Below are 26,677 nucleotides of genomic sequence, written 5' to 3' on the forward strand. Positions count from 1 at the left end.
GAATTAATCACTCCAATCGCAATCGAAGAAGGATTAAGATTTGCCATCAGAGAAGGCGGAAGAACAGTAGGAGCTGGCGTTGTTTCTAAAATTATTGAATAATTAATATACTAAGACTATTTAGCTCTCACTTAGGTGAGGGCTTTTTTATTTGTACATTTTTAGAATAAATTTGGAAAATAAAATAATTAATTGAAAAAATATTTCAAAACTTAAATATTGAACAATGTTCTAGTTCTAAAAAGAATATACATATAAATAAAAATAATATTTTAATTGACAAATTTCAAATAGTATGATAACTTAAAAAATAGATAGAGATATATAATATAAAAACATAAAACTGAACAAAATAATACTAGAAAACACTATTATATCAATAGGGTTTACTAGAATAAAGTGTAAGCGTTTTGAAAAAATGATATAAATTTCAATAATCCACATATTATGGAATCTATATTAATATTAAATATCCTATCAATTTTATAAGAAGGAGGTTTATTAATTAATCGAAAATGAAAAATAAGTACAGATTGTTTTCTGCAATTTTACTGTTATCGTTTTTATTGACTTCGATTCCGCAAGAATTTTTGAATAAATCATATGCGGATAGTGAAATCAAAATTGAAGAGTATGAATTATCTGATTTATCACAACTTAGGGATATTAATGATAATTATAATCTAATGATGAGTGAAGACGAAATAGCTAAAGAAAGTTCTGTTTTAAAAGGAGCAAGAATTGAAGGGAATAGAGCATATGATATTCCGTTAATGAAAAAAGCTCAGGATGATTTGGCATTACTATCACAAGACAGATGTATAAATTTACCTGCAAGAGTAAACAATTACAATCCTCAACAGTTTTTCTATATTGGTTCTATTGGAGCTAGGATTCAGTTGTTAAGAAAAGTAAATAGATTTATTAACTTAATGACAACAGAATACATTTATAAAATCCAAGAAGCTCATAACTTGGCAGCTCAAGTTGCATTTGAATCTGTTATGGTAGCGATTAATCCATTTAATGGCAAAAAAGATGTATTAGCAGCAATAGATAAATTGGAAAAAAACTTTGAAAAGATTATAAGTATGAGAGATTTGACGTCAAGCGATCAAGCAACAGTTTATGTCAAAAGGTTGATGTACAAAAATATTTCAGAAGCAAGAAAATCATCAACTAATTACTTTGATAAAGGTAATTACGGTTCAAAGGGCAAGGAAGAATTTATACAAAGTATTTTTAGGACTGAAGTTAATGAAATTAACAAAGAAGTAGGTAAAAAAATAACATTTGGACAGTTGGTCGAACTAGATGCAAGATTAAAATCTGCAGCGTCATCGGCATATCTTTCCAAGGAAGTATTAGCAAATCCTGGATGGTTAAATGAGACTGTTTTGGGTGAGATTAGAAGACAAAATGTTTTGAAATCAAAATACAGATCTGTTATAGATAAAGAAGATTTTGATATGTGGCAAAATCTAGTAAAAAAAGTTGTAGATAAAAAAGTAGAAAAAAATCCTAGATATGATTCAATAGCAAATGCTATATACGATTTATGGGATTTTAATAGTAAGCTGTTAGATAAATATTCACGATCTTTAAAGAAGGAAGATTTTGAAGTTCATGGCTTGTTTATTCCATCATCTTATGTTGAACCATATCAAATAGCTAGCATACAATGGATAGTTTCACCTACTTTTGACAAAGTTCCAGCGGGCATGAAATCCCAAAGTTCAAACATTATTATTGGGTTTGGTGGACAAAAAGCTCAATATGGAAATTATAACAACTATGTAGCTGCTAGGTCTTCATTACAAGATGAAGTAGTTACAACAAGTATGGATGGCATTAATTCGGATCTTATTTATCCTGATTTTACAGACCCGGAAATATAATAACCATTAAATATTTTGGAGGATAATATGAAAAAGAAATTTTTATCAATTATGTTGGCTATGTTAATGGTATTTAATGTAGCAGCACCAGTAATTGCAAGTGCCAATGAACAAAATGATCGTAGTTTAATGGAAGAATATCAAGAAATGATTCCGCAGCTTTCACAAAATGAAATGTTGAAAGGAGCAACAATTTTAGAGGAAAATAAAGTTAAAAATGTTCCTCTAATGAAAGCTTATCAAGAAGATATTATGACACTAGCTGAAGACAGAAGTTTTGACATTCCACCTGTAGCTCAAAAATTTAACGAACAAACAATATATGATTTAGATTCAATAGCTCCTAGAATTAAACTTTTAGGCTTGACAGGAATATTTATGCACAGATGTTCTACAGAACTTCTATATAAAGTTCAAGAAGCTCACAGTAGAGCAGCTGGAGAAGTATTTGTAGCATTAGTAACAGCTTTCAACCCTTTTAATTCAGTAGAAGATATTGAAAAAGCTTGCGAAAAAATTTCAAGTGTTATGGATGAATTAAAACAATTCCCTGATTTAACTTCTGATGATTTTGCGACAATCTACTTAAAGAGAGTTTTCAATAAAAGCTTAGCTGATGCCAGAAAACTCCTTAACAATTACTACAGAGATGATTTGACAGAAGTTGGAGTTAAAGGTAAAAGAGAATTTGTAAGAAATTCACTTTCAAAAGAAATTGCTGATATTACTAAAGCATCAAGAACTCAAATTCAAGTAAAAAACCTAATAGAGTTAGATGCTAGACTTAAATCAGCTTGTAGTCAAGCATTACTAGAACGTGATGTATATGCTAGTCCAAAATGGTTAAGTGGAACAATTGATAAGCAATTAAACGAAATTAGAAATATTAAAAATAAAGCTAACAGATATCTTACAGCTGAAGATAGAACTAAATTCGATAAAGAATTAAGAAAAGCACAAGATGTTAGAAGAGCAAGAGGCGTTTCTTATTCGAGAGCAGCTGAAGGTGTTTACATCTTAAGAGATTATGTTAATGAATTAAGAGCAAAATATCCTAAAGAATTTGAATCTATTTTAGCACTTCGTGAAGGAGAATCTATTCCTTGGTCAGAATTCAATGTACAATCTGAACTACCTGATCCTGCTAGAATTGCTAAAATTATTTGGTTAAATAATCCATCATTCGATTTCTTACCAGATGGATTCCAACCAAAAGATTCAGAAGAAATCATTGTTGGTTATGGTCATGATGACAATAAATTAGAATATGGTTCATATGAAACATACAAAAACAACAGAGAAAAATTAAGAGCTTCTGAAGAAGTCATTAATCCAGATTTTGGAGATGACAATTCAGATTCAAATAAAACATCTAATGATGGATATTTGATTTTTGATTTTAATTAGTTATATGGGGCAAATCTTTTGGTTTGCCCTTATAAGCTAAACTTAATGTAGTAAATCTTCTTACAAATCTAAAAATATTTTTTTAGGGTGTAAGAAGATTTATTCACAAATAAAGGAGCAAATTATGAGCAAAAAATTAAAAATATTTTCAGTTGTGCTATCAATAGCATTAATTCTTCCAATTAATCCTATATCAGCTGAAAAACAAATGGATAATTCGAAGAAAGATATTGTAGAGTTCAAACAAAAAGATTCAAGTAATAGAGGAATTAATTTATACGAAAAAAGCATAGAAAATGCTAATTTTAATGATAATTCAAAAAAATTAAAACAAGATCCTTATAAAATCCATACAAATTATTCTTCTATCGATAACAAGACTAGTAAAAGAAAATTTCCAAGCACTTTCTTTTTTAGAAGTTTAAGTGATGTTAATCAATCAAAATTTGATTTGAGAGACATAGGAAAAGTGACAAGCGTTAAGGATCAAGGGCCTAATGGATCTTGTTGGGCTTTTGCAACCTTTGGATCTGCTGAATCGATTCTAATGCCAGATCAAAGAATGGATTTTTCCGAAAAACACATGAGAAATACTCACGGTTTTGACTGGGGTCCAAGTGATGGTGGAACTAGAACAGTTTCTTCTGCATATTTGGCTAGAAGATCTGGGCCTGTTCTAGAAAAAGATGATCCTTATGATATCTACGGCTCAGATTCCCCTGAAAACTTGCCAATAGCAAAGGAATTGACACAAGCAATATTTTTGCCAGATAGAAGAGATTTTAACGATAATAATTTAATTAAATCTATGATAACAAAATACGGTGGAGTGTACTCAGCAGTTATGGGTGGAGATGAATATCTTAACAAAAAAACTATGGCCCATTACTATTCTGGTGGTCAAGTTCCAAATCACGCTGTAACAATTGTAGGATGGGATGATAATTATAGCAAAAAGAATTTCAAGACCACACCTCAAGGAGATGGAGCATGGATTTGTAAAAATTCTTGGGGAACTGGTTGGGGAACTCAAGGCGGATATTATTATGTATCATACTACGACAAAAACATAGGAACACAAAACTCTCAATATATTTTAAAAGATTTGAATGAAAATGAAAAAATCTGGCAATACGATAAATTGGGAATGACAAGTCAAGTTGGACTTGGAGAAGAATCGTATTATGCGAATGTGTTTGGTCCAGTGGAAGAAGACGCATATCTTTCAAGTGTAGGATTGTGGACTTCTGCAAATGATGCTGAATACGAAGTGTTTGTTAATACAAATGTAGATAAAAACGGTGGACTTTCACAAAAAAACAGCGTTAAACAAGGTAAGATGCAATTTGCAGGTTATGAAAAAGTTAAAGTTGAAGACACGCTTATTTCAAAAGGTTCAAAATTCGCTGTAATTGTCAGAATGAAAACTCCGGGATATAAGTATCCAATTCCAATTGAAAGACCAATAAAAGGATTTTCTTCAAAAACTACAGCAGAAGCTGGGCAATCTTTTGTAAGTAAAGATGGCGAAAAATGGACAGACTTGACAGACCAAATAAAAAATGCCAATGTTTCTTTAAAAGCATTTACGATTGATGGAGAGCATATCAATGAAAATGATGAAAATGAAACTAAGATAGAAAGCATCAAATTCAAAGAAAAAGAAAAACTTCTAAAAATAGGAGAAACAGTAACATTAGGAATAGATTTATTACCTAATACTGCAAAGACTGAAGACTTGAAATGGGAAAGTTCTGATAAGACAGTTTGCGACATTGATAGTACTGGAAAAGTTAAAGCTGTTGGATATGGAGAATGTATTATCACTGCGAAATCAAAAAATTCTTATAAAGTTTTTGATACTATGAGAATCAAAGTTGATGAATCAAATGCACAATTCAAAGCTAATATTTCTTCAGACAAACAAACATATCTTCAAGGGGAACAAGTAGCTATTAACATAGCACTTAAGGATCAATCTGAAAATCAAATTGTAAATAAAGATATTGAATGTGAAATAATTACATCTCATAATCAAAACTTCAAGTATAATTTAAAAACAAATCTTACTGGGGAATCCAATTTTAATGTTAGACTAGCAAATAATGCCGCTATTGGTAAATACAAAGTAAATATTTACTACAAAAACAAATTAATCGGAATTAATACTTTTAACGTAGAAAGTAAAGATTTTGTTCCAACAGTTGAAAATCCACTTTTTGTTGACAATAAACTAGATAAGGACAAAATCAAACCAAATACTCAAGTAAAACTAGTATCTACAGTTACTAATAAATACAACGAAATTAAAAGATATGCAAAAGTAATGGCTACTATAACATCTCCATCTCAAAAAGAATACACTAAATCGCTTTACACAGATAAACAAGGTCAAGCTGTATTTGATTTGGAAAAAGAAATATTCAACGAAGAAGGAGTATATAAAATAAAAGTAGACGCTAGTTTAAGCGGGTTCGATAATTTCACTGAAACACTTGATGTAAATGTAGATAGAAATACAGCAGAAATGAAAAATCTGGATTTACAAATGAAGTTATCACAAAAAACTTTCATGGTTAAAACAGAGCCTGTAAATGTAGATTTTGTAGTCAATAACGAAAATAAACCAATTTCTGATGCGAATATTAGATTGACGATAACAGATCCTAATCAAAAAACATACGATGTTAATCTGAAAACTGATAAGGATGGGAAAGCTAACTTCTCGATGAACTTATCAGAAAGAAATGTAATGGGGACTTATAAAATAGAAGCCGTTGCATACAAAGAAGGATACTACGATGTAGAACAAAAAGATTCTTTCTTTGCTAAAAAAGATGGAAAATACATGAATATTTCTTTTGATTCAGCAAAAAAAGTATACAAACTAAATGAATCTGCATATATTAAAATTCAAATCAAAGACCAAAATAATAATCCAATGAGAAATTCATCTGTTGATATAAGTATATTGGATCCTAATCAACAAGAAACAAAAATTAGGAAAATGAGCGATTATCAAGGTTATGTATTCATATATATGACACCAAAAGCATATACTTCAAAAGGAGAATATTTGATAAAAGCTACTGCGGATTACTATAATTATCCATCATCCTCAGCAAATTATAAAATTAAATTCGGAGAAGATGACGATGAGTATAAAGGAATTTCAGTTAATGCTAAGAATAAAAAAGATCAGTATTTTGTAGATGAAAATCCTGAAATTAGTTTCAAAACAGTAGATGAGTTCGGAAATGATGTAAATAATGCAGAAGTTAATATTTCCGTAAAAACTCCAGATGGTAAAGTTATAATAGATAGAACTAGCACAGATGACAAATCAATCGGAAAGTGGATATACAAACTAAAACTTACCCCAGGTAAGTATGATATAACTTTGAAAGCACAAAAATCAAATTATAAATCATTATCTGAATCAATTAGTTTCATAGCAGTTGAAAGACCAAAACTTAAAAAGTTCAGTACAACTATAGTGTCAGACAAAAAAATTTACGAAGCAAGTAAAAATGCAGTTGTAAAATTAAACTTAAAGGATGAAAATGGAAATAACTTTTCAAATTTAGATGTCAAAGTCAAAGAAATATCTCCAAATTCAAAGAAAGAATCAATTATTAAAACAGATGACAAAGGAAATATAAGCTATGATGTAGATGTAAAAACTCCAGGAAAATACGAATTATACTTTGAGTTATCCAAGGATAATTACGAAAAAACATCAAAGAGATATGTAATTTATGCACTCTCAAATCAAATTCCTAAGACAAATAATGCTTTCTTTGAAGCTAAAAATGCTCTAGATGTTACAGATTATTTGAAAACTCAAAAACCTTTTGTATTAGATGTTAGATCTAAAGCAAATTTTGATAAATCACATATTGATAATTCATTTAATATGGATTTGAACGATAAAGACTTTGATGATTTTATGAATAATTTGGACAAAACTACAAACTTATTTGTAGTAAGTAATGTGGAATCAGAAGCAAAAATAAAACAATTAAAGGACAAGGGATTCAAATCTGTAGCCTATATTAAAGAAGGTATGCAAAAATATATTGAAATCTCAGGAATAGAAAATAAAGATTATAATAAAAATCTTAGATTAGATGTAATTCGAGATAAATCAGTATACAATTTCAAAAATGAGATAACAATTAACATTAAAACTACTGATTCAAATCATAATTACATTTCACAAGCAAATGTAAGCTACAAAATATTTGATTTAGCAGGAACAGAAATCCAAAATGGTGAAATCAAAACAAATAACATTGGCCAAGAAAAACTAAAAGTTAAGCTTCCACAAAACATATATCCAGGAACTTACAAAATTTTAGCTGAAGTTAATAAAGATGGATATTTCAAGGATTACTCATTCACAAAATTTGATATCTCAAACAAAGATGTAAATGATAATTTTATAAATTATGATGATGCTGATAAATCCTCTTATTTTGCTCATTTGAAAAATGATATAGACAACAAAGAAATATTGAAAAATATTTATGGTAAAAATATCCTAGGTTATTCGATGAACGATTTGAACGATAAAACAAAAATTCTAAATGATGTAGTTGATTTGAAGAAACCAAGTGTTGTACTATTCTCAAACAAAGAAACTGATTTGAAAAAATTTGCAAACAAATCAAATGACACATACAATTTTGTTAGAATAACATCTGAAAATGATAAATCGTACCTGGAACAACAAAATCTTAGAAGATTGATATCAAAAAGTTTTATAGACAAAGACAATAATATAAGAAATCAAAAATTGTCATTAGGTCAAGATGAAAAAATACTGGTGTTAAACGAAGAAGGAAGAGTTGTAAATCTAATAACTCAAAAAGATTTCAACAATCTTCAAGCTATATTATCAAAACAAAATATTAAAATTGAAGACAAAAATGTGGATCCTAATGTAGAATTGAAGACAAATCAAAAAGCTAACATTAAGATAACTTCGCCTAACACAACAGTAAAAAGAAAAGATATCGTTCAAATAAACGTAGAATTAAAAGATCATGATACTGGAGAGCATTTAGCTAATAGAAATATAAAATACACTTTACAAGATCCATTTGGAAGAACTGTATCTTACAACAGACAAACAGATAAAAATGGTAGACATATATTAAAAATTGGTACGAATGATAGAACTACTTTAGGAAAATATAGCGTAAAAGTGGAATTACTAGATGCACAGTACCAAAATGCATTTAAGTTTTTAGAGTATCAAGTTGTAAGTCAAAATACTCCAGATTTACTTCAAATGAAAGCTACGATTAAAACTGATAAAGAAAAATACGAACTTGGAGATAGTATTAATTTAGAATTAGTTGTATCAGATTTGAATGACTCAAAACTAGATAAATCACAGGCTGAAGTTATATTAGAAGATTCAAATCAAAAACAATTATTCAAGAAAAGTGCAGTATCAGATAATTCAGGTAAAATCGACTTTGCATTTAAGACAAGCGATGAGAACGTATTGGGACAATATACTTTGAAAATAAAAATCTCAAGAGAAGGATTCAAAGATTATACAAAAGAAATCTCAATTCAAGTGGGCGACAAACCATCTAATCCAGATGAAAAACCCGATGATAAGCCGGATGATAAACCAGATGATAATCCAGATGAAAAACCAGATGATAAACCACAAAATCCTATTGATGTTGAAATAAAAGAACAAAACTTCCCAATATCATTTGAGCAAGCTTATGCTCTTGGATTCTTCGATTCAACTGATAATTTAACAATGATAAATGTTAAATCAAGATATGGTTTTAATTATAGTAATTTTGTACTTTACAATAAAGATAATAAGCCTGTTAAAATAAAGGATATTATAGATAATAAAAGACCTACTATATTCTTAATGGGAGATAGGGTTGATTCACAATCTAAAAAAATGTTTGACAACTCTTCCAATATAAATGATAAAGCATTTAATTTTGTCAATGTCATTACAAATGGAAATCAAAAGGATTTGGAACAAATTAGTAAAGACAAATTGTATTCAGATTCATTTATGAGAGGTAATTCATTAAATGGACAATTTAGATCTAATAAAAACCAAGTAGTTGTATTGGATAAGAATGGCTCGTTGTTAAATGTATTCCCTTATAAATCCAATTATGAGCTTTTGAGAAGATTTAACATGTCCAATGGATATTACGCAGACAATAAGAACTTCAAAAAACTTAGCATAGATATGTTCAAATCAAACTATCCTATTTCTCTTGAACAAAGAAAAAACAGAAAAGATTATGAAAAATTGTCGGAAAATGAAGCTAAGTTCAGTTCACAATACGCTAAGGATCTTTCTAGGATTAAACTGATAGATAAAGACAACAAACCTAAATCATTAGATGAAATTTCTAAAAAAGATATTAAAATACTTTTGATTGGAGATTACAGAAAAGAAGATACTATTAAAATGTGGCAAAATTCTAAATATATAAAAGAAGGAAACTATGATTTAATAAATGTATCTTATTTGGGAGCACAAGCTGACATCAATAAAAAGAAAGAAAGATTTGAAAGCTTGGAAAATGTTAAGAAAGAAATCTATGTTACTGGAGCATATAATTCATTGATACAAGTTCCAAAACCAACAATAGTTGCCATTGATAAAAATCAAAACTATATGTTTACAAAAGAATACAATTCAAACGAAGATATCAAGTATGTTTTGGACAGAACTGTTAATACTTTTGCAGTCAATGATACAATAACAGATTCAGTTAAACCTATTGTAGATCTCAAAATTTTAGAAGAAATTCCAAAAGAAAAAGATCCGAATAGAATAGTTCCTATGACTTTTTCTCAAAGAAATGAAAGAGGAGACTACAGAATTTTCGAGCCAAGTGAAAAAGAAGTTAACCAAAAATATTACGGTCGAGATATGAATATGTATTTAATGAAAGATATCAACTCAAATCAAAAATATATAAAAGATTTCTTGAATAAAAAAGTAAATGTAATGTTGGTTGGTTCACCTGAAGATAAAAATTCTAGAATAATGTGGAAGAATTCATCGTATTTGAATTTGGATAAAATCAACTTAATCAAGATTTCTAATTATAAAGATGAAACTATTTTGAAGAATATGTTCCAATCTTTTGATATGAATGATGTAAAAAATAACTTCTACTGTGGTGGAGAAAAATTTGATTTTGATAAGTCGATATCCAGCCCTTATATTTTGATAGCAGATGAAAACGGAAGAATGTTGTTCGTGAAAAAATACATTTCTAATCAAGATATTGAAGATTTAGTGAACAGATCATTACAAACAAAATACACTGAAAACTCAGTTGGAGATGATATGTTACCTATACAAAACGAAAAAATATCATTAGATAATAAAAATCACGAACCAAAATTGGTAGAAAATGTAGAAAGTACACAGCCAGACGAAAATGTAGCCTTAACTTATAGTCAAAGAGAAAACAGAGGTGATTACAAGGAACTTAACGATACTGAAAAGAAATTTAATAAATTGTATTATGGACGCGATATAAAAAATTATAGGTTTTTGAAAAATGATAAAACTTATGAAAAAATTTCAGAGTTACAAGATGAAAATCTTACAATACTTTTGTTAGGAAATTACAAAGAAAATAGCACATTAAAAATGTGGGAAAATGCAAGTAGCATACAACGAGATGATTTTTCTATCAAGAATATGAACACTATAGGTAACATCAACGTTTTGAATGATACGATTAGTAAGAACAAGTTGAATATAGCTGAAATTTATACTAATGCCAATTCAATATTTTATTTAAACAATAGAAAAAATAATACAATCGTAGCAATTGATAAAAATTCCAAAGTGATTTTCATAAAAGATTACAATGATATGAATGACATTAAGTATGTGTTGGATAGAACTTTGAAAACACAATTTTCTAAAGATCTTGTCAGTACAACAGTTCCTAAAATCTTAAATATTGATTTAAGCGATAAATAATTGCAAAAAGTCTTCTGCACTAAATAGTGTGGAAGATTTTTTTGTATTAAATGAGGAAATAATTTCTTAAAAATGTATATGAAATACACTAAAAAAAAACGAATTAAAATTTTAGAAAAATAGATTAAAAAATAAAAAATAGGGTATACAATAAATAAGAATATTATGAGAGGAGACTTAAAAATGAAAAAAATTTATTTGTCATTATGATTGCATGTTTGACAGTGGTTGGTACAATAAATGCAAACGTTTCATCGGCTGTTAGTTCGGCAAGTTATTATGGATTAGAAAATGTTGAAAAAGATGAATATGGTGAGAATTTTACTTTTGTGAGGGGAAAATCACCTGTACATTTGAAGTATGAAGATGTGTATAATGACGGTTACAGTGGGAAACTTTACAGACAGAGATTAATTACTATTGATGTAACCAATAATACTGAGACTTGGTATTATTCGGGAGAAATTAGCAAATAATATTTTTGAAATTCAATGAAAGGAGACAATATGTTCGAACTGAAAAAACTTTACAAGTCGTTAATTTTTCCTGTTGTAGTTATTATTTTTTGTGTGTATACTTTTGTAACATTAAACAGTATAAAATATGAATATACTGATCAAGACTATAAATATTTTATACAAACTAGGAATACTTTTGAAAATACAATGATGGAGTCATTTGCAATCTCCAAATCTTCTGAAAATAAAGAAGAACAGCAGAAATATTTGGATTTTAGCAAGATGAATTTTTATTCTTTGCAGTACATAAAACCTTTGGAATACGATGTGAGTATGTTGATGGAAGAGACAAAAGCTGCAAAGTATTCCTCAAAGACAGAGCATAATTTCTACAATAAATTGTTGAATCAATATGATGAGATAAAATCATTCAAACAACAAAACAACTTAAACAAGTTGCCTAGTTATGGAATGTATAACGAATTGGATTCTTATTTTAATTTGGTTCGTGATGAAATTAACAGATATGGGTACTACACAACTTCCAACAATTTTAGTTTTTTTAAATCATTTGGTTTCCTAATGGAAAATGTTATGAATGATATTTTCTTGTGTGTGGTTTTTCTGATAGCTGTATTTGCTAATGAGATGAATTTCAAAAATCTAAAATTAGATACTATTTCGGTAAGTTCCAAAAAATTAGTATATGCAAGGCTTGTAAAGTATGTCGTATTTTTTGCGGTTGTAATCTTATCGATGATTGTGGGCAATATCATTTATTCTGTAGTCAATGGATTTCCAATAGGAAGTGCGAACGATATGATTTTGAAATCTGTAACAGACCTTAAGATTAATATGCCAATAACAATGAATGTAAACTCAATGATACTTGCTTTAAAATACATAGGGACGGGATTTTTGATTTACAGCATTGCGATGATGTTGTATGAGATTTTCAGAAGGTACATGAAACAAAATCTATCAATTTTTGTTGTTTTATCAATTTACTGGATAATTTCATTACTATCTAGAAAATATAATCTATCGTTTAGTTTAAATAGTTTTCATAATTTCGGCAATCTTTCAATATTAGTGCCAATTGTATTTCTATTAATGATTTTTTGTTTAATCATTGTAAACAATAACAGATACAGGTTTATTTATCATAATTATTCTAAAACATACTCCAAAATCGATATCAAAAATATTTTGCAATTAGATTTTGCCAAAATTATGAGAAGCAAATTATATAAGTATTTTTGTGTACTAACTGTAGTGGTAGCTGTGTTTTTCTGTTTTAATACTATAAAATACAAAAACATAAAATCAAGGGATGATTTAAAAACTATTGATATTGATATTGACGTTGAAAAGATTAACGTTCACAACAATCCAAAAGACAAAAGATCCAAGCAAAGACTAATTAATTTGGAAAATTTTAAAAAATCTTATGTTAACAGAGCTAATAATCCCACAGAATATTACAGTAATATGTTTCTTTATTTGAATTCTAATTCGGAATTTGATGCAGAATGGATAGATCCAAGTACTTCTCGCTCTAATGAGAATAGGGTGAATTATTTTATGAATAACAATTTAAAGCCCGATTCAAGTTATAATATTGTTAGTAATGAGATTGAACAAAGTTTATTATCAAATAAAAAGCTAAGTTTGTATAAAACAAAACAACATGCTCCTACTGAACAAAAAGGACTCATAGGTAATGTAATATCTATGTATGAAAATGGGATTATTCCAGCCTTTACGTTGATTATTTGTTTGATATTTACTCTTGAGTTCAAAAAGGAAAGGTCCAATGGAACATTGAAGTTGGCTTTTCTGAATGAATGGAAAAAAGATGTCTGGAAATCAAAGCAGATTAATTCGTTTGTATTATCTGTCGGAATGTATATTGTGATTTTGGTAATTGCCGTGATTATTGGATTATTCAATGGAGGACTTGGGGAGAAATTGTATCCAGTGTTCTGCTACGATTACAGCTATAACGGCGTGGTGGAGGGTGTGTTCAGGGCATCCAGTGGTTTCATTTTGCCAATGATTTTGATAAATATTTTGATAATTTTACTTGTGGTTAGTTTTTCAAATATGATGACTACATTCATCAAGAATGAAACTGTGAATATAATTGCTACAACTTTCTTGATTGTTTTGGGAATAATTATTAGCTATTTTGGAACTTTGGGTAAGTTTTTCTTATTGAATCCGTTTAGTTCGTTGGATAGTTTGATGATTTTGAAAGGCGGATACAATTATTTGAATAAGTTTAGTTTTTCTAATCCGATATATAATGTGATAATGATTGTATTTTATATTATAGTGTTTAATTTGATATCAATGAAAAGAATGAAGGGGGATATTAATGCTTGAGATTAAAGGTCTGAACAAATCTTACGGTGAAAACGAAGTGTTAAAGGATTTGAATTTGAAATTAGATAAACCTGGAATTTACGCGTTAGTTGGACCAAATGGTATTGGTAAGACTACTCTGATGGATATAATTTCTGATTTGACGAAGTACGATTCAGGCGAGATTAAGGTTAATGATATAGATAATAAAAATCCGGAGATTTTCAAGTATTTATCTTATGCAAGAAGCTTGGATATGTTGTATGATAACTTGACAGGATTGGATCATTTTATTTTCGCAAAGAACTCACGCCATGTTTCTGATGAAAAGTTTGAAGAAGTGTTGAATATTTTTAAAGTTCATAATTTTATGAAGAGGAAAGTTAGCACTTATTCTCTGGGTCAAAAGCAAAAAACTTTGTTGACGTATTTTTTCATGGGGGATTATGATATCTACATTATGGACGAGCCTGTAACTGGATTGGATCCTACTAGCGTTATTTTGCTTAGAAATTATCTTCTGAAATTAAAAGATGATGGCAAGATAGTTGTGTTATCATCTCATACTTTGTCAGAGGTTGACAAGTTAACAGACGATGTGATGTTTCTGGTGGATAAAAAAATAGCGTTTGAGAATTTGTCTGAGATTTCAAAGGAGCAATACAAGGTTGTAACATCGGATAGTGAAAATCAAAGAACCGTAAATATTGTGGCTAAGAATGATTTGGACGATTCTTTGAAGAAATTCATATCTGATGGTTTAGTCATCGATTCGATTGAAAAATCAGATTACACTACAGAGGACAGATACATTGAATTGTACACAAAATAATTTGATTTTTTGACAAATAAATAGTATTGTTGTATAGGTAAGTGGTTTCATTTACCTATATTTTTATGTGAAAAAGGTGGTTTTTTGGTAAATTATTCGCAGTTGTACTTAACGATAATCAATTTGTTTTGTTTGATTTTTATTGGTTTTTTGATAAGAAAGTTCAACCTTGTAGACGATAATACTATGACGGGACTTAACAAGCTGATTTTTAATGTGTTTTTTCCTCTAAAAATTATGATGAGTTTTTATAAAGTAGATTTTGGACAAAATCTAAGTGTAAAATATTTTGTATATTTGAATGTGGTGTTTGTATTTCACATTTTTCTTACTTACTTTTGGGCGAAAATTACCAACAAGGACAAATCTTATGTTGTACTAGAAGCCAATGCTATGAGTAGAGGCAATTTCATTATAATGTCATTTCCAATATTAAGTGTTTTGTTTGGGGATGAAGGGATTGTTATGGCGGGTGCAATCACAGGAATTAGTCAATTTTTCTATAATTTCTACACTGTAAGCATGTACGAAGGATTGGTTGGAGAAAATAATTCTAAGAAAAAACTGTTCATTAATGTATTAAAGACTCCGTTGATGATTGGGCTTTTCGTAGGAATATTTTTGTATGTAACTAAGGTTAATTTGTTTTTCTTGGAAACTCCTTTGAGAAGTTTGGGAGATATTGCAGGGACCTTAGCTTTGGTGACTATGGGATACGGTTTGAATTTTATAATAGATTTCAAAGAAATTAAATCAATTATGAAGGTTTCCATTGTAAAACTTTTGGTTCTTCCTTTGACAGGATTATTTATTGGAAAAATTTTCGGCTTGTCTGAAATTCAAAAGGTTGTAGCGCTGATTTTATTTGGTGCTCCTACGGCTGTTAATACTTATGTTTTCGCTAAAAGATATAAGCAAGATGATTCATTGGCTGGTTACTATGTTGTGAGTACTACAATTTTGTATTTATTCACTTTATTACTTTTAATTAAGCTGATTTAGATTGCTTTTTGTTTTTTTAAATGAGATAATATAAGATGTAAAAAACTATATAAGGAGGAAAGTTATGGATAAAAAGATTGCAGGTTTAAAAATTCCGTATTTTATAATCGCTTGTGTAATAATCGTTATTTCATTCATATTTGATGTTCTACCAAACGGTATGGTTGGAGCATTTTTATTTTTGATTGTATTCGGCGAATTATTAAACCTTATCGGAAATCACACACCAATTATCAAGACATATTTGGGTGGTGGAGCTATTGTATCTATATTTGTTGGTGCGGCTATAACTTATTATAAATGGTTACCAGCTGAATCCATCAAAAGTATAAATACTTTTATGACTAAAGGAGGATTCCTTGATTTCTACATCGCAGCTTTAATCACAGGTTCAATTCTTGGTATGAATAGAAAGTTGCTTATTAAAGCAGCTATTAGATATTTACCATGTATTTTGGGTTCTGTAATTATGGCATTACTTTTAGTAGGTGGTGTAGGTTTGTTGTTAGGAAAGAGTGTAGGTGAGTCTATCGCATACATCGGTATCCCAATTATGGGCGGAGGAATGGGAGCAGGTGCTGTACCTATTTCTAAAGTTTTCGAATCAGCATTGAATATTCCGTCCGAAACTATTTTGAGTAAACTTGTTCCAGCAGTTGCATTGGGTAATGCTACGGCAATTGTTGCTGGTGGTTTGTTGAACAGATTAGGAAAAGTAAAACCAAGTTTAACGGGTAATGGACAATTAGTTAGAAGTAATGATGATAGTTTGAAAGCTGAAAAGAAAGAAAATATAATCTTAGAAAATGTTAAAGATTACGGCGCAGGTATTGTAATTGCAACAGCATTTTTCACATTTGGTGCAATATTAGCATTTTTGTTCGAAAAAATCGGTATCAAAATCCACTCTTATGCTTGGATGATTATTTCTGTAGTTATTGTTAAAGCAGCTGGAATTGTTCCAGAAAAAATTGAACACGTTGCTGAAGGTTGGTACAATTTCGTGGCCAAAAACTTCACTGCAGCACTTATGCTTGGTATTGGTATGGCTTACACTAATTTGGGACAAATTTTCGAAGCATTTACACCAAGCTATGTAATTCTTGTTCTTGCGGTTATTATAGGAGCTATCATTGGCGCTGGTATCGTAGGATATTTCGTAGGATTCTATCCAATAGAAACAGCTCTTACAGCAGGATTATGCATGGCTAACATGGGTGGTACTGGTGATGTTGCTGTTCTTACGGCTGCAGATAGAATGGAATTGATGCCATTTGCACAAATATCTTCTCGTTTGGGAGGAGCTTTAATAATTTTATTGGCATCTGTTTTGGTTCCAATATTTTTCTAAATTAATTGAGGTATTTTAAATAATACCTCTTTTTGTTTGGAATAGTTAGCTTTTAGTGTTAAAATTATATTGTAATAATGTAATTCAACAATTTTGTTGAAAGTTATATGAAAATTTATGAGGTGAAAAATGAATATCGAAGAAATTAAACAAAAAGCTCTTGAACTTCACGAAAAAAATCAAGGGAAATTAGAAGTAGTATCTAAAGTTAAAGTTAATGACGCTATGGATTTGGCGTTGGCTTACACTCCTGGTGTTGCTGAACCTTGTAAGAAAATTCACGAAGACAATTCATTAGCATATAAATATACAAATAAAGGAAATATGGTTGCTGTAGTAACTGATGGTTCTGCAGTTTTAGGTTTGGGAAACATTGGTGGAATTGCTGGTATGCCTGTTATGGAAGGTAAATCAGTTTTATTCAAAGAATTCGGTAATGTTGATGCATTCCCAATTTGCTTGAACACACAAGACACTGAAGAAATTATCAGCACTGTAAAAGCAATTTCTCCTTCATTTGGTGGAATTAATCTTGAAGATATTGCAGCTCCAAGATGTTTTGAAATCGAAAAAAGATTAATTGAAGAATTAGATATTCCAGTATTCCACGACGACCAACACGGTACTGCTGTTATAGTATTATCTGCAGTTATCAATGCGTTGAGAATTGTTAAGAAAGATATTTCTGATGTCAAAATCGTAATCAGTGGTGCAGGGGCAGCTGGTATTGCAATTTCTAACTTGTTAACATTAGCAGGTGCTAAGAACAACTTAATTTTAAACAGTCGTGGAATTATCGATCCTGATGATGAAAAACTTGACGAAGCTAGAAGAGAAATCGCTAGAACTACTAATCCTAATAAAGTTAAAGGGGATTTGAAAACTGCTATGGAAAATGCAGATATTTTCATCGGGGTTTCCGCTCCTGGAATTTTAACAAAAGAAATGGTATCTTCAATGAATCACGATGCTATTGTTTTAGCGATGGCTAACCCAGTTCCAGAAATCTATCCTGACGAAGCAAAAGAAGCTGGTGCAAGAGTTGTTGGAACAGGTAGAAGTGATTATCCTAACCAAGTTAACAATGTATTGGTATTCCCTGGAATATTCAGAGGAGCATTGGATGCAAAAGCAGACAAGATTACTGACGATATGAAATTATCAGCAGCTTATGCAATAGCTCACATGGTTGAACAACCAACAGAAGAAAGAATTTTACCAGAAGCATTCAACAAAGATGTTGCAAGAAATGTTGCAAACGCAGTTAAAAAATCTTGGGAAGAAAAGAAAGTTATTAAATAGGAGAAAATTATGATAGATATAGTTGATAGATTTATTGAATACGCGAAGATTTATACTACAAGTGATGAATCAAGCGAAACTTGTCCATCAACAGCTAGACAAAAAGATTTGGGTAATCTTTTGGTTAAACAACTAAAAGAAATGGGAATAGATAATGCACATATGGATGAAAATGGATATGTGTATGCATCGTTAGAATCAAACTTGGATAGAGAATCAAAATCTATCGGTTTCATTTCTCATATGGATACTGCTCCGGATATGTCAGGAGAAAATGTAAAACCACAAATTTTGGAATACAAAGGTGGAGACATCAAATTATCCGATTCTGTAACTACTAATGTGGAAGATTTTCCATTTTTAAAAGATTTGGAAGGACAAACTTTAATTCATACAGATGGAACTACACTTTTGGGTGCTGACGATAAATCTGGTATTGCAATTATAATGGATGCTGTGAATAAATTATGCGAAAACAAAGATATTAAACATCCATCAATTAAAATTGGATTTACTCCTGATGAAGAAATAGGCAGAGGAGCTGATTTGTTCGATGTAGAAAAATTCGGCGCTGATTTTGCATATACTTTGGATGGTGGTCCAATTGGAGAATTGGAATACGAAAACTTCAATGCAGCAGGTGCGACAATAACTATTCACGGCAAAAATGTTCATCCTGGAAGCGCAAAAAATACTATGATTAATTCACAATTAATCGGTATGGAATTATTCAATGAACTTCCAGTTGCTCAAAGACCAGAACACACTGAACATTACGAAGGATTTTATTTGTTGACATCATTCGAAGGATCTGTTGAAAATACTGTTATGAAATTCATAATCAGAGATCACGACAAGAAAAAATTCGAAGAAAAGAAATCTTATTTGGAAAAATTAGTAGAATTCTTGAATGTGAAATACAACAACGCTATCGAACTTGAAATGAAAGATAGCTATTACAACATGAAAGAAAAAATAGAACCTGTAATGGAAATTGTGGATTTGGCTTATAAATCAATGGAAGATTTGGGAATAAAACCATTAGTTCAACCAATCAGAGGTGGTACTGATGGAGCACAATTATCCTACAAAGGACTTCCTTGTCCGAACATTTTCACTGGTGGATATGCATTTCACGGAAAGCACGAATTATTATCTATCGACCAAATGAAAAAAGCATCGGATTTGGTTTTGAAAATAATAGAAAATTATTCAAAATAAAATATCAAGTAGCTTCTAGTAAATCTGGAAGCTATTTTTTATTGAAAAATGTTCCCAACAAAAATAAATTTTGCTATAATCTAATTAGGAGGGAAATATGAAAAACGATGTTTTAATTGACGATCAAAAGAAAAAATCTCTTACAGTGACCAATCTAATTTGGATGGGATTCACAGTTGTATGGGGTTTTGGAAATGTTGTTAATAACTATGCTAACCAAGGCTTGACAGTTATTACAAGTTGGATATTCATAATGGCTTTGTATTTTATTCCTTATTCATTGATGGTTGGAGAACTTGGTTCAACTTTCAAAGAAGGACAATCAGGACTTAGCTATTGGATAAAACAAACAATGGGACCATTACTAGCTTATTTGTCCGGCTGGACTTATTGGGTAGTACATATCCCATATTTAGCACAAAAACCACAAAACTTAATGGTTGCAGGTTCATGGGCAATTTTTAGAAATCCTAAAATGGTAAAATCTTTAAATCCAATTGTACTACAAGCATTAGTACTAATAATATTTTTATTATTTGTGCTTTTAGCTGCAAATGGTATTAAATCTATAAAAGTTTTAGGTTCAATTGCCGGTACCGCAAGTTTTGTGATGGGTATTTTATTTATTTTATTAATGTTGGCAGCTCCTGCATTAAGAGGAGTAGAAGTTGCATCTCCAAATATGACGAGCATCAAGACTTATCTGCCTAATTTTAATTTGCATTATTTGACGACAATTTCCATGTTAGTGTTTGCCGTAGGTGGTTGTGAAAAAATCTCACCTTATGTAAATGATACACAAGATGCAGGCAGAAACTTCCCAAAAGCTATGTTGATTATGGCTTTGATGGTAACTGTATCTGCGATTTTGGGTTCAGTTGCAATGGGTATGATGTTCGATACAACAAATGTTGCAAACGACTTAAAAATGAATGGTGCTTATTATGCATTTGAAAAATTGGGACAATATTATGGAATAGGTTCATCACTTGTTATTATTTATGCGTTGACAAATTTTGCTGGACAAGCTGCAGCTTTGGTTATGAGTATCGATGCACCGCTTAAACTTTTATTGAGTGAAGCAGATGCAAAATACGTTCCAAACTTCTTGAGAAAAATCAACGACAAAAAAGTTCCAGTTGGTGGATACAAACTAACTACCATTTTGGTTAGTATTTTGATAATTATTCCAGCTTTGGGAATTGGAAACTCAAATGAATTGTACAACTGGTTGTTGGATTTGAACTCAATAGTAATGCCAATGCGTTATATGTGGGTATTTGCAGCATATTTTGCTTTGAAACACTATCTAAATGAAAAACAAGGTGTAGAATATAGATTTACAAAATCAAAATCATTCGGTAAATTTATCGCCGGTTGGTGTTTTGTATTCACAGCATTTGCATGTATATTAGGTATGATTCCAAAAGAAGGAGAACCATTCACAAGTCAATGGAATTTCAAATTGATGCTTAACATCTTGACTCCAGTGGTATTGTTGGGATTGGGATTAATACTACCATCAATTGCTAAAAAAGAACAAGCTAAAAATATTTAAAACTTAAAATTATTTCGTACAAAAGTTATATGAAAATGCTAGTCGGTTGTCAAAAGATAGCCGACTATTTTTGTGATATAATATAGACTGATTAAAATTAAGGAGTGGTTATGTTTACATTAAGAGATTTCAAAAGTCCAGAAACATTGGATGAAGCTTATGAGTTGTTGATGAAATCAAAAATGAATAAAATTTTGGGTGGATGTCATTTTCTTAAAGCAGGCTGTCGTTCTTACAATGTTGGGATTGATTTGTCAAAATTGGATTTAAATTACATAAATGTTGAAGACGATGAAATAAAAATCGGAGCAACTACTACATACAGAGATTTGGAATACAATGATTTCTTAAAAAAATTTTGTGATGGAATTATTCCTAAATCTTTGAAAAGAATTGTGTCAACTCAACTAAGAAACACTGCCCAAGTTGGAGCAAGCGTGTTTTCACGATATGCATTTTCTGATTTTTTGCCTATTTTATTATTACTAGATGCAAAGGTTAGATTGTACAATAATGGTGTAATGAGTGTTGAAGAATTTTTGAATTCTGATATAAAGAAGGACTTATTAGTTGAAGTCATGATTCCTAACAAAGATGTCCATTGCACTCAAATTGTTCAAAGAATTTGTTGCAAGGATTTTCCAATTGCTATTGTAAGTATTTCTAAAATTGATGAAAAATATAAGGTAGTATTTGGAGCGAGACCTCAAAAAGCAATGATTATGAGAGATGTTTCTGATGAGATTAATACTAATGGATTTGATAGGGAAAAGACATTGGAATTAATCGATGAATATATAGGGTCAAATAATAAAGCGAAGAAAAAATACAGAAAACTTTTATTTGTTGGATTATTGGAAAAAGCGTTAGGTGAATTGCAATGATTATAGAATTGAATGTTAATAATAAAAACCATATAGCTAGTGTTGATTGCGATACTACTTTGTACAATGTGCTTCGCGATTTAGGTTATAAATCGGTTAAGTGTGGTTGTACAACATCAAATTGTGGTCTTTGTACTGTGTGGATGGATGATGTTCCAGTACTTTCTTGTTCTGTTTTGGCGTTAAGATGTGAAGGAAAAAAGATTACAACTTTGGAAGGAATATCAGATAGCCAAAGAAAATTCGGAGAACTTTTGACTGAAGAAGGTGGGGAACAATGCGGTTTTTGTTCACCGGGGTTCATTATGAATGTTTTGAGTTTGAAGAAAACTATCAAAAATCCTACAGATGAAGAAATCGAAGATTATTTGATGGGTAATTTATGCAGATGTACAGGTTATGCTTCTCAAATGAGAGCTATTAAGAAATATTTGGAGATTGATGATGAAGATAAATAAAGATTTCAAAAAAATAGATTCAAGCTCATTAGTTACTGGAAAACCTGTTTATACAGAGGATTTGAAAGATCCTAATGCACTGATAATTAAGCTGATGAGAAGTCCGTATGCAAGATGCGAAATATTAGAAATAGACAAATCAAGAGCAGAAGCGATGGATGGAATTGTGGCAGTATACACTTATGAAGATGTTTTCGACAATAAATTTACATTGGCAGGGCAATCTTATCCAGAACCTAGTCCTTATGATATGTCGATTTTGTCAAAAGAAATTAGATATATGAGAGAGCCTGTGGCAATCGTAGTTGGAATTAACGAAAAAGTGTGTAATCAGGCTATGAAGAAAATTAAAATCAAGTATGATGTTAAAGAACCATTACTTGATTACACAAAAGCTATAGACAACGAAATTGTTGTACATGAAGAAGATGTATTCTTTAACGGACCAACTAAAGTTTTTGGTTACGATACAAAAAGAAATCTAGTTGGTGAAAAGAAAGAATCTTGGGGAGAAGATGTTGACAAGGTAATGAGTGAATGTGATGTCGTATTAGAAGATACTTTTACAACAAAGGCACAAGCGCATTGCATGATGGAAACATACAGATCTTATTGTTACATGGATCAATTCGATAGATTGTGTTGCATTTCATCTACACAAGTTCCATTTCACATCAAAAGACAATTATCCGTTGCTTTGGGAATAAGTGATTCAAGAATAAGAATTATAAAACCAAGAGTAGGCGGGGGATTCGGTGGAAAACAAACAAGTGTCACAGAAATTTATCCAGGATTTGTAACTTTAAAAACAGGAAAACCATCGATACTTGTATTTGACAGAGAAGAAACTTTTGAAGCTTCAAACTCACGTCACCAAATGAAAGTGAAAGTTAAAATAGGTGCCAAAAAAGACGGGACGATTGAAGCGTGTGACATTTATGCGTTGTCCGATCAAGGAGCTTACGGATATCACGCATTTACGACTTTAAATTTGGTCGGAAACAAAACACTTCCTTTGTATAGCAGAATGAGAGCGGCGAGGTTTTTCGGTCAAGTTGTTTACACAAATAAACTTCCTGGTGGAGCTTTTCGCGGTTACGGAGCAGTTCAAGGAACATTCGCATTGGAATCTATGGTAAATAAATTAGCGAAAAAATTAAACATGGATCCAGTTGAGTTAAGACTTAAAAACACTGTTAGAGAAGGTGAGAAGACTCTTGCTTATGGAATTGATGTCAAAAGTTGCAAATTAAATGAATGCATTGAAAAGGCAAGAGAAATGATTGAATGGGATAAATATTATCCTTTCAAAGAAGAAAAAGACAAAATAATTTCCGTTGGAATGGCAATTGCACAACAAGGAAGTGGAATTCAAAACGTAGACACCTCTACTGTTGAAGTGAGATTAAATGAACAGGGCGATTACACATTATTGATGAGTCCTACAGATGTTGGACAAGGGACAGATTCTATAATGGTTAACTTGGCAAACGAAGTGTTGCAATGTGGAATTGATAATATAATTCCAATAATTGCAGACACCGATATAACGCCATTTGATCCAGGAAGTTACGCATCAAGTGGTGTGTATATAACTGGTGGAGCAGTTGTTCGTGCTTGCGAAAATTTGTTAAACAAAATCAAAAAACGTGTTGCAATGAGATTTGAAACTTCTGTTGAATGGTTAGAAATTAGAGATCAAGCAGTTTATTTGCAAAATAAGAAATTAATTGCAATTAAAGATTTGGCGAGAGATTTGTCAACTGGTCCAAATGGCATGCAATTAATCGGTGTGGGAAACTTTGATTCAAAAACATCACCACCACCATATATGGCAGGATTTGCAAAAATAAGTATCGACAAATTAACAGGAGAAATAAAAGTAGAAGATTACGCAGCGGTTGTCGATTGCGGAACTGTGATGAATACCAAATTAGCGACAGTTCAAGTAGAAGGCGGAATTGGCCAATCAATAGGATATGCATTGTATGAAGATTCATTGTGGGATGATGAAGGAAGATTAAAAGAACATTCATTTATTTCGTATAATTTGCCTTCAAGAAAAGACATTGGAAATATCCATGTTGATTTTTGCGAAAGTTATGAGCCGACAGGTCCATTCGGAGCAAAATCAATTGGAGAAATAGTTTCGAATACACCTGCACCAGCGATTAATGGAGCGATATTAAATGCACTTGGTTGCACCTTTGATACTCTTCCAATAAAAGCTGAAGATGTTTTATTAAAAATGTATGAATAGAATTTAGGTCAGAGGTTAATAGCCTCTGATTTTTTGTTAGAAAATATTACAAAAATTAAATAATTTATATATATAATTCGATAATAAAAATTTAATAATATTTTCACAAAATATCAAACGATTTTCATTAGTATTATTAAGGAAATGTATTTTCTGATACAAAAATTGTTTCGCAAAAAATTAGTAAAAAAAATCAAAATTGCTGAATAATGTATAGAATTAAGAAAATAAGATTTACAAAAGTTAAAATTAAATTTGAAAGTTGTGCTCAATATACTATAATATATAACTATAAAACAAAAAAGGGGTGTTTAGATGAAATTTGTAGCATTAGCAGTTACTTTAGTATTGTTTGCTTTATTGATGTTCATGGCTAAGAAGAAAATGAATTTTGGTACAAGAACAATTGTAGCTGCAATTCTAGGTATTATAGTAGGATTTATTTTCAAAGGAAACACAGAATATGTAAAAGTATTTGGATCTATATATGCTAATTTATTATTTGCAATTGTAATTCCATTATTGTTTACATCCATTGTTAGTACTGTAGTTTCTTTGGAAAGTATAGAAAAAATGAAGAAAATAGGAACAAAAACAATTGGAATTTTAAGTTTACACAATGTTTTAGGGTCACTTATAGGTTTAATTTTAGGGGTAGCATTTAAAATTGGACAAGGAAGTTCATTAACTTTAGCAGCAGATGCAAAAGCTAAGGAAGTTCCAACTTTTGCGGAAACTTTTGTAAATTTCTTCCCAGATAATGTTTTGGGAAATGCAGCAGAAGCAAAAGTAGTTCCTATAATTATTTTCTCAGTTCTTTTAGGATTAGCGATTTTACAATTAAAAGAAAGAGGAGAAGCGGAAAAAGCAAAACCATTTTTAAGTTTTATCGATTCAGCTGCGGCAGTTATTTTTAGATTTACAGGAATGATTATAGACTTTACTCCATATGCTGTATTAGCTTTGATGGCGAACGCAGTTAGTAGAACTGATATGGCTAGCATGATGCCATTGATTGTTGTGTTGATATTGACTTATGTTGCATCAATTTTTCACTCATATATCACAACAGGTGCACTTTTAGCGATTTTTGCAAAGGTAAATCCTATCAAATTCTTCAAGAAATTCTGGCCAGTTCAATTGATTGCATTCTCTACACAATCTTCTGTAGGATGTATTCCAGCGAATACTGATAACTTAAAAGATAAATTAGGTGTTTCTGAAAAGATAGCAACATTTGTTGCATCAACCGGTTCAACTGTTGGTATGCCAGGTTGTGCAGGATTTTGGCCTGTGTTATCTGCGATTTTGACAATTAATGTTATGGGAATTCACTACTCATTCGGACAATACGTAATGCTAATATTAGTAGCGTTGGCAGTATCATTGGGTACAGTTGGAGTTCCAGGAACTGCAACAATTACTACTACAGCAGTATTCGCAGCAATGGGTCTTCCTGTTGAAATGGTTGTATTGATGAGCCCTATATCAATGCTTGCAGATATGGGTAGAACAGCTACAAATGTTACAGCAGCAGGTTCTTCAGCAGTTATAGTTGCAGCAAGCGAGGGAGAATTAGACAGAGACGTCTTTAATTCATAATTTTTACAAATAATTTATAATACGATAATAAATTAGCAACCTTTACACATTTACTGATTAGTATTATAATCA

General features: G+C 30.6%; 16 protein-coding genes. All 16 read left to right on the forward strand.

Annotation, left to right across the window (positions count from 1 at the left end; translation table 11 throughout):
* Positions 1 to 102 (forward strand): EF-Tu C-terminal domain-related protein (locus DES33_RS05515; RefSeq protein ID WP_211305676.1); only part of this gene is annotated, 102 nt, incomplete at its 5' end.
* 413 nt (positions 103 to 515) lie between these two features.
* Complete coding sequence (locus DES33_RS05520) at positions 516 to 1,898, forward strand: CAMP factor family pore-forming toxin (protein WP_094224504.1); 1,383 nt, start codon at positions 516 to 518, stop codon at positions 1,896 to 1,898.
* A 27-nt stretch (positions 1,899 to 1,925) separates the two neighbouring features.
* Positions 1,926 to 3,305, forward strand: coding sequence for a CAMP factor family pore-forming toxin (locus DES33_RS05525; RefSeq protein WP_094224505.1), 1,380 nt, complete (start codon positions 1,926 to 1,928; stop codon positions 3,303 to 3,305).
* A 124-nt stretch (positions 3,306 to 3,429) separates the two neighbouring features.
* Positions 3,430 to 11,310, forward strand: coding sequence for a lectin like domain-containing protein (locus tag DES33_RS05530; protein WP_110058335.1), 7,881 nt, complete (start codon positions 3,430 to 3,432; stop codon positions 11,308 to 11,310).
* A 206-nt stretch (positions 11,311 to 11,516) separates the two neighbouring features.
* Entirely contained in the window at positions 11,517 to 11,786 is a 270-nt protein-coding gene (locus DES33_RS05535; protein WP_110058336.1) for a hypothetical protein, read from the forward strand.
* 30 nt (positions 11,787 to 11,816) lie between these two features.
* Positions 11,817 to 14,156 (forward strand): hypothetical protein, encoded by a 2,340-nt coding sequence (locus DES33_RS05540; RefSeq protein WP_110058337.1) that lies wholly within the window; start codon positions 11,817 to 11,819, stop codon positions 14,154 to 14,156.
* A complete protein-coding gene (locus DES33_RS05545) occupies positions 14,149 to 14,967 on the forward strand; it encodes an ABC transporter ATP-binding protein (protein WP_110058338.1) in 819 nt (272 codons plus the stop codon). Before DES33_RS05540 ends, DES33_RS05545 begins: the two co-directional genes overlap by 8 nt.
* Positions 14,968 to 15,051: 84 nt before the next feature.
* On the forward strand, positions 15,052 to 15,969 hold the full coding sequence (locus tag DES33_RS05550; protein WP_110058339.1) for an AEC family transporter: 918 nt from the start codon (positions 15,052 to 15,054) through the stop codon (positions 15,967 to 15,969).
* Positions 15,970 to 16,033: 64 nt separating this feature from the next.
* Positions 16,034 to 17,320, forward strand: a complete 1,287-nt coding sequence (locus tag DES33_RS05555) for a 2-hydroxycarboxylate transporter family protein (RefSeq protein ID WP_094224511.1) — start codon at positions 16,034 to 16,036, stop codon at positions 17,318 to 17,320.
* A 129-nt stretch (positions 17,321 to 17,449) separates the two neighbouring features.
* The gene (locus tag DES33_RS05560; RefSeq protein ID WP_094224512.1) at positions 17,450 to 18,622 is read left to right on the forward strand and encodes an NAD(P)-dependent malic enzyme; all 1,173 of its coding nucleotides are present in this window, start codon (positions 17,450 to 17,452) and stop codon (positions 18,620 to 18,622) included.
* 9 nt (positions 18,623 to 18,631) lie between these two features.
* Positions 18,632 to 19,843: a peptidase T gene (pepT, locus tag DES33_RS05565; protein ID WP_110058340.1), complete on the forward strand. Its 1,212-nt coding sequence runs from the start codon at positions 18,632 to 18,634 to the stop codon at positions 19,841 to 19,843.
* Positions 19,844 to 19,940: 97 nt separating this feature from the next.
* Positions 19,941 to 21,401 (forward strand): APC family permease, encoded by a 1,461-nt coding sequence (locus tag DES33_RS05570; RefSeq protein WP_110058341.1) that lies wholly within the window; start codon positions 19,941 to 19,943, stop codon positions 21,399 to 21,401.
* A 110-nt stretch (positions 21,402 to 21,511) separates the two neighbouring features.
* Positions 21,512 to 22,285, forward strand: a complete 774-nt coding sequence (locus DES33_RS05575; RefSeq protein ID WP_110058342.1) for an FAD binding domain-containing protein — start codon at positions 21,512 to 21,514, stop codon at positions 22,283 to 22,285.
* A complete protein-coding gene (locus DES33_RS05580; RefSeq protein ID WP_094205448.1) occupies positions 22,282 to 22,743 on the forward strand; it encodes a (2Fe-2S)-binding protein in 462 nt (153 codons plus the stop codon). The genes DES33_RS05575 and DES33_RS05580 overlap by 4 nt, the downstream gene beginning before the upstream one ends.
* A complete protein-coding gene (locus tag DES33_RS05585) occupies positions 22,730 to 25,003 on the forward strand; it encodes a xanthine dehydrogenase family protein molybdopterin-binding subunit (RefSeq protein WP_227930569.1) in 2,274 nt (757 codons plus the stop codon). Before DES33_RS05580 ends, DES33_RS05585 begins: the two co-directional genes overlap by 14 nt.
* 315 nt (positions 25,004 to 25,318) lie before the next feature.
* The gene (locus tag DES33_RS05590) at positions 25,319 to 26,605 is read left to right on the forward strand and encodes a dicarboxylate/amino acid:cation symporter (protein WP_110058344.1); all 1,287 of its coding nucleotides are present in this window, start codon (positions 25,319 to 25,321) and stop codon (positions 26,603 to 26,605) included.
* Positions 26,606 to 26,677 lie beyond the last annotated feature (72 nt).

This window comes from Finegoldia magna (assembly GCF_003182075.1).
Lineage (GTDB): Bacteria > Bacillota > Clostridia > Tissierellales > Peptoniphilaceae > Finegoldia > Finegoldia magna.

Coding starts and splice junctions, on each gene's coding strand:
- DES33_RS05520 (WP_094224504.1), top strand. CDS start 516: ATGAAAAATAAGTACAGATTGTTTTCTGCAATTTTACTGTTATCGTTT.
- DES33_RS05525 (WP_094224505.1), top strand. CDS start 1,926: ATGAAAAAGAAATTTTTATCAATTATGTTGGCTATGTTAATGGTATTT.
- DES33_RS05530 (WP_110058335.1), top strand. CDS start 3,430: ATGAGCAAAAAATTAAAAATATTTTCAGTTGTGCTATCAATAGCATTA.
- DES33_RS05535 (WP_110058336.1), top strand. CDS start 11,517: ATGATTGCATGTTTGACAGTGGTTGGTACAATAAATGCAAACGTTTCA.
- DES33_RS05540 (WP_110058337.1), top strand. CDS start 11,817: ATGTTCGAACTGAAAAAACTTTACAAGTCGTTAATTTTTCCTGTTGTA.
- DES33_RS05545 (WP_110058338.1), top strand. CDS start 14,149: ATGCTTGAGATTAAAGGTCTGAACAAATCTTACGGTGAAAACGAAGTG.
- DES33_RS05555 (WP_094224511.1), top strand. CDS start 16,034: ATGGATAAAAAGATTGCAGGTTTAAAAATTCCGTATTTTATAATCGCT.
- DES33_RS05560 (WP_094224512.1), top strand. CDS start 17,450: ATGAATATCGAAGAAATTAAACAAAAAGCTCTTGAACTTCACGAAAAA.
- pepT (WP_110058340.1), top strand. CDS start 18,632: ATGATAGATATAGTTGATAGATTTATTGAATACGCGAAGATTTATACT.
- DES33_RS05570 (WP_110058341.1), top strand. CDS start 19,941: ATGAAAAACGATGTTTTAATTGACGATCAAAAGAAAAAATCTCTTACA.
- DES33_RS05575 (WP_110058342.1), top strand. CDS start 21,512: ATGTTTACATTAAGAGATTTCAAAAGTCCAGAAACATTGGATGAAGCT.
- DES33_RS05580 (WP_094205448.1), top strand. CDS start 22,282: ATGATTATAGAATTGAATGTTAATAATAAAAACCATATAGCTAGTGTT.
- DES33_RS05585 (WP_227930569.1), top strand. CDS start 22,730: ATGAAGATAAATAAAGATTTCAAAAAAATAGATTCAAGCTCATTAGTT.
- DES33_RS05590 (WP_110058344.1), top strand. CDS start 25,319: ATGAAATTTGTAGCATTAGCAGTTACTTTAGTATTGTTTGCTTTATTG.